At 71.3% G+C, this 14826-nt stretch carries 11 protein-coding genes and 1 tRNA gene; 6 read left to right on the forward strand and 6 right to left on the reverse strand.

The genetic code is table 11. From position 1 onward, the window contains the following. Nucleotides 1-110: 110 nt before the first annotated feature. The gene (locus Air01nite_RS15050) at nucleotides 111-1334 is read left to right on the forward strand and encodes a DUF4032 domain-containing protein (RefSeq protein WP_203702903.1); all 1224 of its coding nucleotides are present in this window, start codon (nucleotides 111-113) and stop codon (nucleotides 1332-1334) included. On the opposite strand, the gene Air01nite_RS15055 is transcribed toward Air01nite_RS15050, so the two are convergent. After that, a complete protein-coding gene (locus Air01nite_RS15055) occupies nucleotides 1326-3137 on the reverse strand; it encodes an NAD-binding protein (protein WP_203702904.1) in 1812 nt (603 codons plus the stop codon). The genes Air01nite_RS15050 and Air01nite_RS15055 overlap by 9 nt on opposite strands. 117 nt (nucleotides 3138-3254) lie before the next feature. Between Air01nite_RS15055 and Air01nite_RS15060 the strand changes: the two genes are divergently transcribed. The 3 genes from Air01nite_RS15060 (at nucleotide 3255) to Air01nite_RS15070 (ending at nucleotide 6095) form a co-directional block, all read left to right on the forward strand. Then, on the forward strand, nucleotides 3255-4472 hold the full coding sequence (locus Air01nite_RS15060; protein ID WP_203702906.1) for a hypothetical protein: 1218 nt from the start codon (nucleotides 3255-3257) through the stop codon (nucleotides 4470-4472). A 64-nt stretch (nucleotides 4473-4536) separates the two neighbouring features. After that, a complete protein-coding gene (locus Air01nite_RS15065) occupies nucleotides 4537-5274 on the forward strand; it encodes a methyltransferase domain-containing protein (RefSeq protein WP_203702908.1) in 738 nt (245 codons plus the stop codon). Continuing rightward, complete coding sequence (locus Air01nite_RS15070) at nucleotides 5271-6095, forward strand: DUF3626 domain-containing protein (RefSeq protein WP_203702910.1); 825 nt, start codon at nucleotides 5271-5273, stop codon at nucleotides 6093-6095. The genes Air01nite_RS15065 and Air01nite_RS15070 overlap by 4 nt, the downstream gene beginning before the upstream one ends. Before the next feature lie 6 nt (nucleotides 6096-6101). Here Air01nite_RS15070 and Air01nite_RS15075 read toward each other — a convergent pair. Further along, nucleotides 6102-6175 (reverse strand) — tRNA-Thr (locus tag Air01nite_RS15075). 200 nt (nucleotides 6176-6375) lie between these two features. On the opposite strand from Air01nite_RS15075, the gene Air01nite_RS15080 reads away from it, so the two are divergent. Continuing rightward, on the forward strand, nucleotides 6376-7467 hold the full coding sequence (locus tag Air01nite_RS15080; protein ID WP_203702912.1) for an ABC transporter ATP-binding protein: 1092 nt from the start codon (nucleotides 6376-6378) through the stop codon (nucleotides 7465-7467). Nucleotides 7468-7519: 52 nt separating this feature from the next. On the opposite strand, the gene Air01nite_RS15085 is transcribed toward Air01nite_RS15080, so the two are convergent. The 4 genes from Air01nite_RS15085 to cysS form a co-directional block, all read right to left on the reverse strand. Then, nucleotides 7520-10114 (reverse strand): Hsp70 family protein, encoded by a 2595-nt coding sequence (locus Air01nite_RS15085; RefSeq protein ID WP_203702914.1) that lies wholly within the window; start codon nucleotides 10112-10114, stop codon nucleotides 7520-7522. A gap of 72 nt (nucleotides 10115-10186) precedes the next feature. Beyond that, nucleotides 10187-11386, reverse strand: a complete 1200-nt coding sequence (locus tag Air01nite_RS15090; protein ID WP_203702915.1) for an esterase-like activity of phytase family protein — start codon at nucleotides 11384-11386, stop codon at nucleotides 10187-10189. 93 nt (nucleotides 11387-11479) lie between these two features. Next, a complete protein-coding gene (rlmB, locus tag Air01nite_RS15095) occupies nucleotides 11480-12595 on the reverse strand; it encodes a 23S rRNA (guanosine(2251)-2'-O)-methyltransferase RlmB (RefSeq protein ID WP_203702916.1) in 1116 nt (371 codons plus the stop codon). Beyond that, nucleotides 12595-14022 carry a cysteine--tRNA ligase gene (cysS, locus tag Air01nite_RS15100; protein WP_203702917.1) on the reverse strand — a complete coding sequence of 476 codons (1428 nt, stop codon included), beginning with the start codon at nucleotides 14020-14022 and terminating at the stop codon, nucleotides 12595-12597. Before cysS ends, rlmB begins: the two co-directional genes overlap by 1 nt. Nucleotides 14023-14065: 43 nt before the next feature. On the opposite strand from cysS, the gene Air01nite_RS15105 reads away from it, so the two are divergent. Then, nucleotides 14066-14719 carry an IclR family transcriptional regulator gene (locus Air01nite_RS15105; protein WP_203702918.1) on the forward strand — a complete coding sequence of 218 codons (654 nt, stop codon included), beginning with the start codon at nucleotides 14066-14068 and terminating at the stop codon, nucleotides 14717-14719. Nucleotides 14720-14826 lie beyond the last annotated feature (107 nt).

Genomic DNA, 14826 nt, shown 5'->3' on the forward strand with positions numbered 1-14826 from the left:
CCGCCATTGCCGGAGAAAAACCCCAGACCAGACAATCCGATCATCTTGCCACTGTGTAACGAGCCACGGTCAGACGCGTAGCGGCGGTGTCACCGTGCAGACTTGAACCCGTGCGGATCACTTCGGCCCTCATCGACCCGGCGTTGCTCGACCTTCCATGGTCGACACCGCTCGAGGAGTGGCCGCCGGACCACCTGGTCGCGCTCCCGCAGGGCATCTCCCGGCACGTCGTGCGGTTCGTCCGGCTGGCCGGCACCGTCTACGCGGTGAAGGAGACGGCCGAGCGGGTCGCGGAGCGGGAGTACGACCTGCTCCGCCAGCTCGAGCGCATCGACTTCCCGGCGGTCGAGGCAGTCGCGATCGTGGCCGACCGGACGGACGCCGACGGCGAGCCGCTCGACCCGGTGCTGGTCACCCGGCATCTGCAGTTCTCGCTGCCGTACCGCGCGGTGTTCTCGCACACGCTGCGGCCCGAGACGATGAACCGGTTGCTCGACGCGCTCGCCGCGCTGCTCGTCCGGATGCACCTGACCGGCTTCTTCTGGGGCGACTGCTCGCTGTCCAACACGCTGTTCCGGCGCGACGCCGGCGCGTTCGCGGCGTACCTGGTCGACGCCGAGACCGGCGCGCTGCGGCCGTCGCTGTCCAACGGGCAGCGCAGCGAGGACGTCGAGATCGCCCGCCTCAACATCTTCGGCGAGGCGCTCGACCTGCAGGCCGCCGAGCTGCTCGACGAGGCGATCGACCCCGAGTGGGTGGCCGACGAGGTGATCGCCCGCTACGAGCGGCTCTGGCACGAGGTGACCTTCGAGCAGGAGGTCGCCCGCGACTCGCGGCACGAGATCGAGAAGCGGATCCGCAAGCTCAACGAGCTCGGGTTCGACATCGCCGAGGTGTCGATGTCGGTGGGCGAGGGCGGCCGGGCCTACGTGCGGCCGAAGGTGGTCGACGCCGGCCACCACACCCGCCGGCTGCTGCGGCTGACCGGGCTGGACGCCGAGGAGAACCAGGCGCGCGCGTTGCTCAACGACCTCGACGCCTATCGGGCCGACAGCGATCTCACCGACGAGCAGCAGGCGGCGCACCGCTGGCTGATCGAGGTGTTCGAGCCGGTCATCAGGGCCGTGCCGGCGCACCTGCGGCGCAAGCTGGAGCCCGCCGAGCTTTACACGCAGGTGTTGGAGCACCGTTGGTTCCGCTCGGAGCAGGCCGGGCGCGACGTGGGTCTGGCCGCCGCGGTGCAGTCCTACCTGAGCGACGTGCTGGTGCACCGCCCCGACGAGCAGGCCGTCCTGGGCGTGGACGTGCCGACGCTGGCCGGGGAATCAATCTGAGCCGGCGACGCTGCCGTCGCCGATCGTCGGATCCTCCGGGCCGGGTTGGGTCGGCACCGCGGGCGGCGGCGTCGCCTGCTTGATCAGCCAGCTCAGCCCCGCCCGCCGGGCCACCACGGTCAGCTCGTCGCCGGGCCCGAGCACGGTCTCGGCCGGCGGCGACCAGCGCGGTCGCAGACCGGACTTGAGCAGAGCGATCACGCGTACGCCGCGGGTCAGGTCGGCGGCACCCACCGGCTGGCCGTCCAAGGCCGAGCCCTTGGCCACGACCACGACCGTGACCAGCAGCGCGTGCCGGCCGATCGGGATCGTCGCGACCACCTGCCGCTTGCGCAGCACGGCCGCGAACTCGGGCGCCGCCAGGTAAGAGACGCTGTGCGAGCGGAAGATGCCGAACGTCGTGCGGATCCGCTGCGCCAGGTCGCCGTCGAACAGCCGCAGCACCACCCGCAGGTCGGGCTGCAGCGCCCGGCCGTTGAGCGCGGCCTGCAGGTTGGTGACGTCGTCGGTGGAGACCACGACCAGCGCGCGGCAGTCGCCCACCGACGCCTCGACCAGCGTCTCCTCCAGCGCGGCGTCGCCGACGATGACCGGGATGCCGAGCTGCTTGGCGACCACGGCACCGCGCGCGTTGGGCACCTTGTCGATCGCCACCACCTCGACGCCGAGGTTGTGCAGCTGGCGGATCACCCGGGTGCCGACGTTGCCGAGCCCGACCACCACGACGTGGCCCGAGCGCGGCACCGCGAGCCGCCCGGCGGACAGCGCCAGCCGCGCCTTGACCATCGCGTCGACGACGGCGGCCGTGATCAGCGGGACAAGGGCGAGCCCGGCCACGGTGAGCACGATCTGCATGAGCTGCACGGCGACGCCCTTGTCGACCTCGACCTCGGCGCCGTTGAGCGCGGTCAGCAGCGTCGTGTAGACGGCCTGCCACGGGTCGAGGTGGGTGCTGCCGCCGGAGCGATAGAGCAGGAAACCGAAGACCAGCGCCACCAGGAGTACGGCGGCCGTCGCGATGCCGATCTTGCGGCTCAGGAACGACCGCAGCGCCTTGCCGGTGCCGTAGAGCGGGCGGCGGAAGCGGCGGGCGCGGGCGATCCGGTTGGCGGCGATCTCGGTGGCCGGCTGCGTGCCGGTGGCCTCCGCGAGCACGAGATCGGCCCGCTCCGGGTCGGGCAGCATCACCATCCGGGCCTGGTCGGTGGTGTCGGCGATGCCACAGACCACCTGCTCCGGTCGTACGTCGGCCCGGCGGGCCACCACCAGGGTGCGGCCGTAGTGGTGGAAGTTGGTCGGCGCCACCTCCCCCAGGGCCGCGGCGACGAACGTGGGCGCGGCCATCGCCGCGTCGGAGAGCACCTCGCAGTCGCCGAGGAGCCGCTTCACGCCGTACCCGAGGCTGGTGTTGAACATCCGCATCACGACGCGCACCCGGGGGGCGAGCTCGTGCGCGGTGAGCGCGGCGTGGATGTTGCCGACGTCGTCCTGCTGCATGAGCGCGAGACCGGCGGCCGTTTCCAGGCCCGCGTCGCGCAGCGCCGCCTCGTCGATCCGGTCGGCGCGGATCACCCGGATGCCGCGGATCTTCGTGATGTCGGGTGCGGTGGGGTGCCGGCGTTGCGGCACCACGACGGTCACCCGCACCGTCACCGGGCCGAGGGCGTTGACGAGGTGGTACGCGAGGGCATCGTTGCCACACACGATGTAGTGCGGCCGGGCGTCGCCGTTGGAGGTGCGCAGCCCGTCGCGCAACCGGGTCTCGACCGCGCGGCGCGCCCGGTTACGCCAGGGAACGACCATGAACCGGATCGTAGGGCGTCGCTGGGCGGCCAGAGCAACGTAACCCGAGCTTGCGTCGTTGGTCCGATTAGTGAGCTAGGCGGTAAATGCCGCTAACGCCCAACGGAATGGACTGACATGACCAAGTGGATCTATCGCGCGGTGGGTACGGTCGGCGTCGCCGCCGGTGGGGTCCTGCTCCTGGCAGGTGGAGCCGCACAGGCCGACGGGATCGACGCGCCGGTGAACGACCTACGCGGTTCGCTCGACGGCTTCTTCACCCCCCTGGGCGACCATGACGTGGTCGGCGCGACCCCGGACCTGACGCCCGGACAGCACCTCGGCTTCCTCGCCGCGGTGCCGGCCAGCCCCACGGCCGGCGTCGACCCGGCGGCACTGGAGGCGGGCCCGGCACCGACGCAGCTCAACTCCGACGACCTCAGCCTGCTGGGGGTCGGCGACAAGAAGGTCACCGCGCGTTCGCTCACCGACGCGCTGAACTCGACCGGGCCGCTGGTCGAGGAGCCGGCGGGTGGGCAGTTGATCAAGGGCAGCGCGCAGCCCGGCACGGCGCTGCCGGTGCTCGGTGGCAGCCCGCTGGGTGACAACCCGCTGGGCGCGCTGGGGCTCGGCGGTGCCCGCGAGGCCCAGCCATTGGCCGACACGCTCAGCGACGACAACCTCAACACGATCGGGAGCGACTCCCAGATGCGGACCCTCGGCAGCACGGTAGGCGTCGACCAACTCACCCGGGGCGGCGGTCTGGGTGGTTTCGGCGACCTCGGTCGCGGTGGCGGGATCGGCGACCTCGGTCGCGGTGGCGGGATCGGCGACCTCGGTCGCGGGCCGCTCGGCGAGCTGACCGAGGACCCGCTTGGTGCGGTCGGCAAGCACGCCGCTCCGGACCAGCGCGACTTCGACATCGCCGACCTGCGGAGCATGGACCTCGACGGCTTCGACGATCTCGACGGCGTCAGCGGGTCGCTGGTGCCGCCGCTGATCGGCGAGGCGCTGGAAGCCGAGATGGTGCCCGGGTTCCTGGCCAGTTCCGGCCTGGAAGGGCTCACCGAGGCCGACGGCGACTCGATGATCGGCCTGCCGCTGATCGGTCAGTTGCCGCTGTCGCCGGTCAACACCAGCGACTCGAGCGGACCGCTCGGCGACCTCTCGTCGATCGACTCGCTGGGCGGGTCCACCGCGCAGCCTGCGGCGCAGACCCCGGCGCCGGCCAAGGCGGGCCAGCCGTCGGTGGCACCGACCTCCACCGACGCGAGCAGCCAGCAGCGCGGTCACCGGCAGTGGTCCCGGTCGTCGTCGGAGCGACCCGTCGCGGGCGAGGACTCCGCCTTCCGCTGACCCTTTTGTCCCACCCCGCCCTCAGGGTTCCCGGGGGCGGGGCGTGCCGGCGGATAATCCGATCATGGCGAGGGCGCGCGGCTGGGATGCGGACGCGTACCACCGCGTGTCGGTGGCGATGGACCGGATGGCACAGGAGGTGCTCGACCGGCTGCCGCTCGACGGCACGGAGACCGTGCTCGACGCCGGTTGCGGCACCGGCCGGATCAGCGCCAAGCTGCTGGCCCGCCTGCCGCACGGCCGGCTGATCGCGGTCGACGCCGACCCGGCGATGGTGGCGATCGCACGGCGGTCGCTGCCCGAGGTGCACCTCGTCGACCTGCTCGACCTGTCGCTGCCGGAGCCCGTCGACGCGGTGTTCTCCACGGCCACGTTCCACTGGGTGCTCGACCACGACCGGCTCTTCGACCGGCTCGCCGCGGTGCTGCGCCCGGGTGGCCGGCTGGTCGCGCAGTGCGGCGGCGCGGGCAACATCGCGGCGCTGAGCGCGGCGGCCGACGAGGTCGCGGCCCTGCCGCGCTGGCGGTCGTCCTTCACGGACTTCACGCCGCCGTTCGACTTCGCCGACGTCGCCCCGACGCGGGAGCGCCTGGCCCGGTCGGGTTTCGTCGACGTCGAGTGCTGGCTGCAGCCGTTCCCGGTGTCGTCGGACGAGATGCTGTCGTACCTGGAGACGGTGCCGCTCGGGCCGTGGGCGCAGCGGGTGCCACAGCCGAGCGAGTTCGTCGCGGAGGTCTGGGACCGGACACCCGGCGACACGGTCGACTACGTCCGTCTCAACATCGTGGCGCGGCGCGGATGAGCTGGGAGCCGGCGCTCGCACACGTGGCCGCGCTGTCCAGCGGCGCGCCGCTGGACCCGGGGCTACGGGTGACCGTGCACTTCCACCCCGACCGGATCTTCGCCGGCGAGCCGATCCTGGCGGCGATGGCCCGCGACGGGATCTACCGGTCGCAGTTCGAGACGGGCACCGGCAACGGCGCTCTCAACGCCTGCCCCGGCGGCGACCGGTGGCGCTGGGAGAGTCGGATGTTCGGCGGCGCGTACGACACGGCGTCGCCGTCGACACGCCCGAAGTACGGCTCGCTCAACCACCGCCGCCGCGCGACGGGCGGCTCACCGCGCTTCGGCTCGGCGCACCTGCGCATGCGTCGGGAGACGCTGGAACGCACGACGTTCTGCTATCCCGACAGCTACCTCGAGCCCACGGACTTCGGCGTGGCGAGCCGCATGGCGCTGATCGACCTGGCCGAGGCGGACGAGCAGGACTACCTGGACGACTACATCGAGGCACACGTACACGGGACGGTCCGGTTCGCCACCGACGTGGAGGCGCTGGTCCTGGACCCGTGCTACGCCGACACCGCCGTGGCGGACCTCGCTGCGGCACTGGCCTGCCCGATCGAGTGGCACCAGGGCTTCGTGCTGAGCGTCGACGAGTTCCGCCGGCAACCCGACTACCGGGGCCCGGAGGTGATCGAGGCGGGCCTGGAGATCGCCCAGGACGGCCGCCTGGACGCCCGCATCGTGGGCGTGGCGGTCAACGCCGGCACCCACGACCCGCAGACCCTGAAACGGGTCTGGCACCATGTCGCCCGCTTCGGCGGCCATCGTGCGGTGTAAATATTGAGCCCCCGGCCGGGATCGAACCGGCGACATCTCGCTTACAAGGCGAGTGCTCTGGCCATCTGAGCTACAGGGGCAGCTAGCACAGCATACCGAGCCTCTGGGCGGTCAGCGCTTGCCAGGGCAAATGGGGCAGCAAGCACCCGCTCCCCTTGGCACGAATGCGAGAAACGTTTACGGTGACGAGCACTGGTGTCGGCTCCTTGGCGTGCCGGCAGCTCTTTTCACTCGGATCGTCCGGCACGTTCCTGCCGGTGAAAGGAAGCGGTGTCCCCTCATGGCTACGGTCACCTACACCCAGGCCACCCGGATCTACCCGGGCACTGAACGGCCTGCGGTCGACCACCTCGACCTGGAGATCGGCGACGGGGAGTTCCTCGTCCTCGTCGGCCCGTCCGGTTGTGGCAAGTCCACCAGCCTGCGCATGCTCGCCGGCCTCGAAGACGTCGACGAAGGCTCGATCCACATCGACAGCCGCGACGTCACGCACCTGCCGCCGAAGGCCCGCGACATCGCGATGGTCTTCCAGAACTACGCCCTCTACCCGCACATGACGGTGTACGAGAACATGGCGTTCGCGCTCAAGCTGCGCAAGACCTCCAAGTCTGAGATCGACCGTCGGGTCAAGGAGGCCGCCGGCCTGCTCCAGCTCGAGGAATACCTCGGCCGCAAGCCGAAGGCGCTCTCCGGTGGCCAGCGCCAGCGTGTCGCCATGGGCCGCGCGATCGTGCGTGAGCCGCAGGTCTTCCTCATGGACGAGCCGCTGTCGAACCTCGACGCCAAGCTGCGTGTGCAGACCCGCACCCAGATCGCCTCGCTGCAGGCCAAGCTCGGCATCACCACCGTCTACGTGACCCACGACCAGATCGAGGCCATGACCATGGGCCACCGGGTGGCGGTCATGCTCGACGGCGTGCTCCAGCAGGTCGACACCCCGCGGGCGCTCTACGACAAGCCGTCCAACGTCTTCGTCGCGGGCTTCATCGGCTCGCCGGCGATGAACATCAAGACCGTGCCGCTGACCGAGGGCGGCGCCAAGTTCATCGACATGGTCGTGCCGCTGACCCGCGAAGAGGTCGCGGCGGCCCGCGCCGACGGCGGTGGCGACAAGGTGACGATCGGCTTCCGGCCGGAAGACTGCGACCTGGTCGGCCCGACCGACGGCGGCCTGCCGGTCGTCGTCGAGCTGGTCGAGGACCTCGGCTCCGACGCCAACGTCTACGGCCACGCGGCCCTCGACGGCGTCTCCGAGCGGTTCGTGGTCCGCACCGACCGCCGGCACATGCCCAACATGGGCGACACCGTGTTCGTCAAGCCGCGCGCCGAGCACAACCACGCGTTCCACGCGACGACCGGCCTGCGCCTCTGACCTGACCAACGCACAACCCCTTGACGGCGGGCCGGGCAACCGGCCCGCCGTTCTATTGGGCGAAGCGCCGCAGCCGCAGGTCCTTGTCGCCGGCGCAGGCGATCACGCTGGTCGTCCAGGTGCAGCTCGCCAGCCGGACCCCGCCCAGCGCGCCCAACTGCACCGGCTGTTTCTCGCCGAGCACCCAGCCGACCACGTTGTAGTCGTCGGTGATGCTGGTGCTGGTCGGCTCCTGCGGGAACACCAGCACGCTCGACCCGTTGACCCGCGAGGCGAAGCCCGCCTGGTCGAGCACCTGCTCGCCGCTCGCGTCATAGCCCGTGACGTGTGGGTCGCTCGAGGCACCGGTCTGCACCAGCACGTGTGAGCCGACCGACAGGATCGCGTCGGCGCCGACCGCCGGGCGCCGCCAGGTCTCGCCCTTGCCGTCCAACGGCACCGAGATCAGCTGGGTGTCCTTCGAGTCGGTCTGGTCCAGGAGGCAGATCCTGTTCTCGCCACAGGCGCTGACGGCGACCGGACGGCGCTTCGGGTCATCGGAGCGGTAGACGAGCCGCGGCTTGCCCAGCGTGTCGATGTCCACGGCGAACAGCTCCGTGGTGTCGTTCCGCTTCGCCGTGTAGAGCTGCCCGTCGTAGGCGGTGGCGAGGTCGTCCGGGTCGGCCACGGCGGTCGCCTGCTTCCGGATCTCGCCGGTGGCGACGTCGACGACCCGGACGGACCGGTCCGCGCCGAGCTGGACGAGCTCAGGGTCGTCTGCCCGGTCGGGGTCGAGCGCGACCCAGGTGAGGTCCGCCGGTCCGGTCAGGTCCCGCGGGCTCTGCACGCCGAGCACGGCCGTGCTGAAGTCGTCGTACTCGTCCTTCGGCGTCTGCTGCTCCCACTTCTGTTTGCCGTCGGCGAGGCCGTAGCCGACCATCCGATGGTTCTTCTTCTCGACCACGACCAGTCGGTCGCCGACCAGGAACGTCTTGTCCTCGTCATAGAAGAGGTCGAAGCTCCACATCACGTCGCCACTGTCCGGGTTCAGGACAAAGGCCTTGTCCGGCACAGTGGTGCTGTAGTTGTCGGCGTAGGCGATGATGGCGCCCGGCGTGGCACGAATCCCCTTCCAGGACTCGGCCGTCTCGGGCATGTCCGCGTCCCACAGCGCCTTGCCGGTCTTGGCGTCGGCGGCGACGACGGTCAGCTTCTTCTCGTCGGTCTGGTAGGCGTAGTAGGCCCGGTCGCCCAGGGCGTGCGTCCACGCGTAGTAGGCCGGTTTCGTCATGGCCACGGGCTCGCCGACGTCGCTGAACGCGGCGAACTTGATCTTGTCGTACCCGCCGCCGTTGCGCAGCAACATGATGGCCGAGACGGCGGCGATGACCGCGACCACCACGAACGCCGCGGCGGAGATCACGAGCTTCCGGGGTACGCGTCGCTTCGGCGCGGCGATGGCGGGGGGCGGCGACCACGGGGCGGCGGGCGGCGGTGAGGTCGGAGCGGGCGACGTGGGAACACCGGACACGGGCCCCGCCGCCACCGGGACGGGCGCGGCGGCCTGTGCCGGGATGTGTGCGACCCGCAGCTCGGCGAGGGCGCCCTCGGCGACCGGCAGCTCGGGCTGCTCCAGCACGGTTGGTGCGACGCCGAGGTCCGCGTGCAGCATCCGGGCCACCAGCGGCACCCGGGACGAGCCGCCGACCAGGAACAACCCGGCGAGTTGGTCAGGGCGCAGATTGGCGGCCGCGATCACGGCCGCGGTCTCCATGACGGCCCGGCGGAGCAACGGGTTCGCGAGCCGTTCGAGCTCGTCGCGGGTGAGGTGCACGGCCTTCTCGACGCCGGGCACCGCGACCGGTGCGACCGCGGCCCGGGACAGCATCTCCTTGGCGCCGCGCACGTCGTCCCAGAAGCGCCGCCGGTCGCGCCACTGCGCGGCGTTGACCGGGTTGCGCAACCGTTCCCAGGCGGCCGGGTCGGTGCCGGCGATCGTGTGGCCGAGGTGTTCGACCAGGGCCGCGTCGAGGTCGAGGCCCCCTAGCTCGGCCACGCCGCCGGCGGCGACCACGCTGAACCGGGCGCGGCCGGTCGGGTCCGGGCCCTCGTTGCGCACGACGGCGATGTCGACGGTGCCGCCGCCGAAGTCGAAGACCGCCAGCGCCGAGCCGACGGGAACGGGTCGGCGCAGCACCTCGGCGAAGTAGCGGGCGGCGGCGACCGGCTCGGGCGCCAGCGTCGTGCCGGCCGGCCAGCCCGCGCGGGCCAACGCCTCGGTCAGGATCTGCCGGCGCTGTGGGCCCCAGGCCGCCGGATAGGTCAGCGTCGCCGGCGGCAGGTAGCCGACCGCCTCGACGGCCGCGTGCGCGACCGCGGCGAGCAGCGCGGCGAGGAGGTCGACGGTGGCCACCTCGTGGTCGCCGAGCAGGACGCCCGGCGTGTCGACGTGCCGCTTGGGGTTGGGCTCGTAGCGGGCCGGATCAGCCTGGGCGAGCCGGCGGGCGTCGTGCCCGACGTGCAGGCGCCCGCCCTCGTCGAGGAGCACACCGGACGGAAGCAGCGGTTGACCGTCGAACAGCAACGGGCGGGTGCGCCCGTCGGGCCAGCGGAGCACGGCGACCGTGTTCGACGTGCCCAGGTCGACTCCGAGGGCGTGCCCTTGCATGTGCCGACTCCTCCGAAATGGGCGAGGGGGTGCCCGGCCTGCATCGTACGGGCCGGGCACCCCGGGGCCGCATCAGAGGAAGCGCTTGTCCGCGTTGAGGCTCTGGGTCAGCTTCAGCGTGATGAACTCGTTGTTGTCCGGCACACCGGCGGTGCGGCCGGCCGAGCCCGGGAAGTTGTTGTCGTTGAGCACGGCGATCGTCTGGTTGTCGAGGATGACGACGTCCTCGATGGTCTGGAACGGGAACGTGAAGGTCTTGCCGAACCCGCCGAGCTGCTTCGGGTTCTTGATGTTCATCAGGTCCGCGACCAGCACCTTGTCCATGGCGCCGTCCTTGTCACGGTCGCTCATGTTGGCCTCGTAGATCTTCTTGACCTTGGCGGTGGCGCCCTGGCCGTTGTCCCGCTCGATGATCAGGAAGCGGTGGCCGTCGATCGCGATCGCGTCGCCGATCGCGTTGCCCGGGTCGTCGAGCTTGTAGACGTAGCGCTTGCCCGTGTAGTCCCCGGCGCGCACGTCGAACTCGTTGAGCCGCAGGGTGCCCGGGGTGTCACCGGCGACGGTGCCCTCCAGCAGCGGGTAGAGCTTGCGGCCGTCGGGCGACTGGGCCATGCCCTCGAAGCCCTTGCTGCTGTTGAGGTTGTTCGGGGTGGTGCCGCGCAGCGGGTTCTCCGGTGCGAAGACGCCCGGCAGCGAGATCGGCGCCTGCATCATCGCGCCGGTCCGGTCGAAGTGGAGCAGGAACGGGCCGAACTCGTCGCCGATCCAGTAGGTGCCGTCGGCGGCCCGCTGGATCGACTCGACGTCGAAGTCGGAGCCGGTGAGCACCCGGTCCTTGCGGGTGAGCGGCCAGGTCACGTACCCCTTGGGGTCGGTCAGGTTGATGCCGCCGAGGACGTCGACCTTGTTCTCGTGGAACACCGGCGCGAGGGTGTGGATGCGCAGCACGAAGTCGCCGCTGTTGGCCTTGTTGCCGAAGCCGTTGTCGGACATGACCTCGTAGGTGCCGTCACCGTTCTTGACGATGCCGGAGAAGCCCTGCACCGGCTGGTCGTCCCACGGCGCGGCGACGCCGTTGACCGGCGCGGTGTCGAGCAGCGAGCCGGACGGCTCGCTGGCGGGCACGAAGGTCAGCGCCGGCAGCGACGCGAACCCGGTCAGGGTGGCGGGACCGAACTCGTCGGCGTCGTGCGCCGACGCCGGGCCCGCGAGGCCGACGGCGAGGGCGGCGACCATGGCCGTGCCCCCGATGATATTGAGACGCTTGGTCATGAGCCGAGAAGCTAGCCACCCAGGGTGAACCGGTCGGGGGCGCGATGTGAACGCCGGCTGTCAGGCCTCCCCGGCGTGACACAGCAAACGCTGTCAGCCCTGTTCGGCGCGGCGGCGGGCGACCTCGGCGAGCGCGACCGCGGCGGCCACGCTCGCGTTGAGCGACTCGACCGCCGACACCATCGGGATGCCGACCCGCATGTCGCAGGTCTCACCGACCAGTCTGGACAGACCGCGCCCCTCGGAGCCGACGACCACGACCAGCGGGCCGACGGCGGCTTCGAGGTTGTAGAGGTCGGTCTCGCCGTCGGCGTCGAGGCCGATCACCACGAAGCCCTCGCGCTGGGCGGCCTTGAGCGACCGGGTCAGGTTGACCACCTGGCTGACCGGCACCCGGGCCGCGGCGCCGGCGCTGGTGCGCCACGCGGTCGCGGTGATGCCGGCGGCCCGGCGTTCCGGGATGAAGACGCCCTGCGCGCCGAACGCGGCCGCCGAACGGATCACCGCGCCCAGGTTGCGCGGGTCGGTCACGCCGTCGAGCGCGACGAGCAGCGGCATCGGGTGCTCGAGGGCCGCAGCGACCAGGTCGTCGAACGACTCGTAGGCGAACGGCGGCACCTGCAGGCCGATGCCCTGGTGCAGCACGCCACCGGTCATCCGGTCGAGCTCGGCGCGGCCGACCTCGAGCAGCGGGATGCCGCGGTCGCCCGCGGTGCGGATGATCTCGTTGACCCGGTCGTCGATGTCGATGCCCTGCGCGACGTAGAGGGCGGTCGCCGGGACCACCGCGCGCAGCGCTTCGAGCACGGGGTTGCGGCCGACCAGCAGCTCGGGAGCGTCCTTGGGGGTGTTGGACCGGCGCCCGGGCGCGACCCGCGGCCCGCCGCCCCTGTTGGGCTGGCGGCCGGTCGCCTTCGTGGGCTTGGCACCCTTGGTGCCCTTGCCCCAGGTGGTGTCCTTGGTGCCCGGCTGCCCGATCTTGGGCGCGCGCCCCTCGGCCGCCGCCGCCCGCTTCTCCTTTTCCTGTTTCCAGGCGGTGCGCTGCGGCAGCTTCTCCGTGCCGGAGTAGCCCTTGTGCCAGGGCCGCTCGTCGGCCGGCAGGGTGCGCCCCTTGCCGGACAGACCCGCGCGGTTCTTGCCGCCGGAGCCGACGGTCGCACCCTTCTTGGGGGTGACCCGCCGGCCGCGTCGCTGTGAGTTGCCAGCCATCAGTCCCTCGTTCCGATCGTCCAACGTGGGCCGTGCGGCGTGTCCTCGACGTTGACTCCGGCCTCGTTGAGCTGGTCGCGCACCGCGTCGGCGGCCGACCAGTCCTTTCGCGCCCGGGCTTGGGCGCGCTGTTCGAGCGCGAGTGCGACGAGCGAGTCGATGACCTCGCGCAGCTCCTCGCCAGGGGTGCCGCCGGTCGACGCGGTAGACCACGCGGGGTCGAGCGGGTCGATGCCGAAGACATCCAGCATCGCCCGCACTGTGCCCAACGCCGCGCGTACACCCTCGTCATCGCCCTTGGCCAGGGCGGTGTTGCCGATCCGGACGTGCTCGTGCACGACGGCGATGGCACCTGAGGTGTTGAGGTCGTCCTCCATCGCCTCGGTGAACTCGGTGGGCAGCTCGCCGGCCGGGATCGCACCGACGGACTCGACCGCGCGCTGCACGAAACCCTCGACGCGGCGGTACGCCGTGGCGGACTCGCGCAGCGACTCGTCGGAGTAGTCGATCCGGGAGCGGTAGTGCACGGAGACGAAGTAGTGCCGCAGCTCCACCATCCGCACGCCGAGCGCGCTGACGTAGTCGAGGTCGAGCACGTTGCCCGTCGACTTGCCCATCTTGGAATCGCCCAGGTTCAGCAGGCCGTTGTGCACCCAGTAGCGGGCGAACGGCAGGCCGGCCGAGCGCGACTGGGCGATCTCGTTCTCGTGGTGCGGGAACGTGAGGTCGAGCCCGCCGCCGTGGATGTCGAACTCGGGGCCGAGGTAGCGCATGCACATGGCGGAGCACTCGATGTGCCAGCCGGGTCGGCCGGGGCCCCACGGGCTGGTCCACTGCGCCTCGACGGGCTCCTCCGACTTGAAGCCCTTCCAGAGGGCGAAGTCGCGCGGGTCGCGCTTGGCGCGCTCGGGGCTGTCGGCGGAGCTGGTCATCTCGTCGACCCGCTGGCCGGAGAGGGAGCCGTAGTCGGCGTAGGACTTCACGTCGAAGTAGACGTCGCCGGAGCCGTCCTCGGCCACGTACGCGTGCCCGAGGTCGATCAAGGTCTTGATCAGCGAATGCATCTCGGTGATGTGGCCGGTGGCGCGCGGCGAGTAGGTCGGCGGCAGCACGTTGAGCGCCCGGTAGGCGGCGTCGAGGACGACCTCGTTGGCGTAGGCGATGGCCCAGAACGGCCGGCCCTGCTCGAGCGACTTCTGCAGCACCTTGTCGTCGATGTCGGTGATGTTGCGGACGAACGTCACCTGGTAGCCGGTGCGCTCGAACCAGCGACGCAGCACGTCGTAGCTCACGCCGGAGCGAAGGTGGCCGATGTGCGGCTCGGATTGCACGGTGAGGCCACACAGGTACATCGCGACCTTGCCGGCCTCACGCGGGACGAAATCCCGCACCGATCGGGTCGCGGTGTCATGCAAACGCAGCGTCACCTGACAAGGGTAGCGTTGATCCGTTTGCGCCTATGCTCGCGGTGTGACGCAGCCGGCCTTCCGCCCGGGCGAGACGGCCCAGACGCTCGATCGCGGGCTGCGGCTGCTCTATCTGGTCGCCGACGCGCCTGAGGGGTTGACGGTCACCGAGGCCGCGGAGCGGCTCGGTGTCGGGCGGGCCGTGGTCTATCGGCTGGTCGGGTCGTTGACCGCGCACGGCCTGGTCCGGCGCGACGGTGCCGGGCGGTTGCGGCTGGGTGCCGGGGTGCTGCACCTGGCGCGGCGGGCCCATCCGCTGGTGGTCTCGGCGGCGCTGCCGGCGTTGCGGCGGTTGGCCGAGGAGGTCGGTGCCACCGCTCATCTGACGATCGCCGAGGGCTCGGAGGCCGTGGCGCTGGCCGTGGTGGAGCCGAGCTGGACGGCGTTCCATGTGGCGTACCGGGCGGGTTCGCGGCATCCGCTGGCGCGGGGTGCGGCCGGGCGGGCGATCCTGGCCGGGCGCACCGGTTCGCCCGATCCGGTGACGACCGTGGGTGAGCTGCAGGCGGGCGCGTTCGGGGTGGCGGCGCCGGTGCTCGGTGTGGAGGGGCTGGACGCCAGCGTGGGGGTGATCGCGTTGGGTGCGCTGTCGTTGACGGAGGTCGGTCCGCTGGTGCTGGCGGCCGCCGCGGCGGTGGGTGCCGCACTGGCCCCTTAGCCCTTTCCACAGCTGCCTGGCGAGTTATCCACAGCCTGTGTACTTCTGTTCTCCGCAGTTATCCACAGGTCTGTCCACGGGTTCGCTGCGCGCGCGACGCTCTTTCC

The sequence above is a fragment of the Asanoa iriomotensis genome (assembly GCF_016862515.1).
Lineage (GTDB): Bacteria > Actinomycetota > Actinomycetes > Mycobacteriales > Micromonosporaceae > Asanoa > Asanoa iriomotensis.

Bases quoted from the DNA above. Each gene is read 5' to 3' on its own strand.
- Air01nite_RS15055 (WP_203702904.1), bottom strand. From the start codon at position 3,137: ATGGTCGTTCCCTGGCGTAACCGGGCGCGCCGCGCGGTCGAGACCCGG.
- Air01nite_RS15085 (WP_203702914.1), bottom strand. From the start codon at position 10,114: ATGCAAGGGCACGCCCTCGGAGTCGACCTGGGCACGTCGAACACGGTC.
- Air01nite_RS15060 (WP_203702906.1), top strand. From the start codon at position 3,255: ATGACCAAGTGGATCTATCGCGCGGTGGGTACGGTCGGCGTCGCCGCC.
- Air01nite_RS15090 (WP_203702915.1), bottom strand. From the start codon at position 11,386: ATGACCAAGCGTCTCAATATCATCGGGGGCACGGCCATGGTCGCCGCC.
- rlmB (WP_203702916.1), bottom strand. From the start codon at position 12,595: ATGGCTGGCAACTCACAGCGACGCGGCCGGCGGGTCACCCCCAAGAAG.
- Air01nite_RS15080 (WP_203702912.1), top strand. From the start codon at position 6,376: ATGGCTACGGTCACCTACACCCAGGCCACCCGGATCTACCCGGGCACT.
- Air01nite_RS15065 (WP_203702908.1), top strand. From the start codon at position 4,537: ATGGCGAGGGCGCGCGGCTGGGATGCGGACGCGTACCACCGCGTGTCG.
- Air01nite_RS15070 (WP_203702910.1), top strand. From the start codon at position 5,271: ATGAGCTGGGAGCCGGCGCTCGCACACGTGGCCGCGCTGTCCAGCGGC.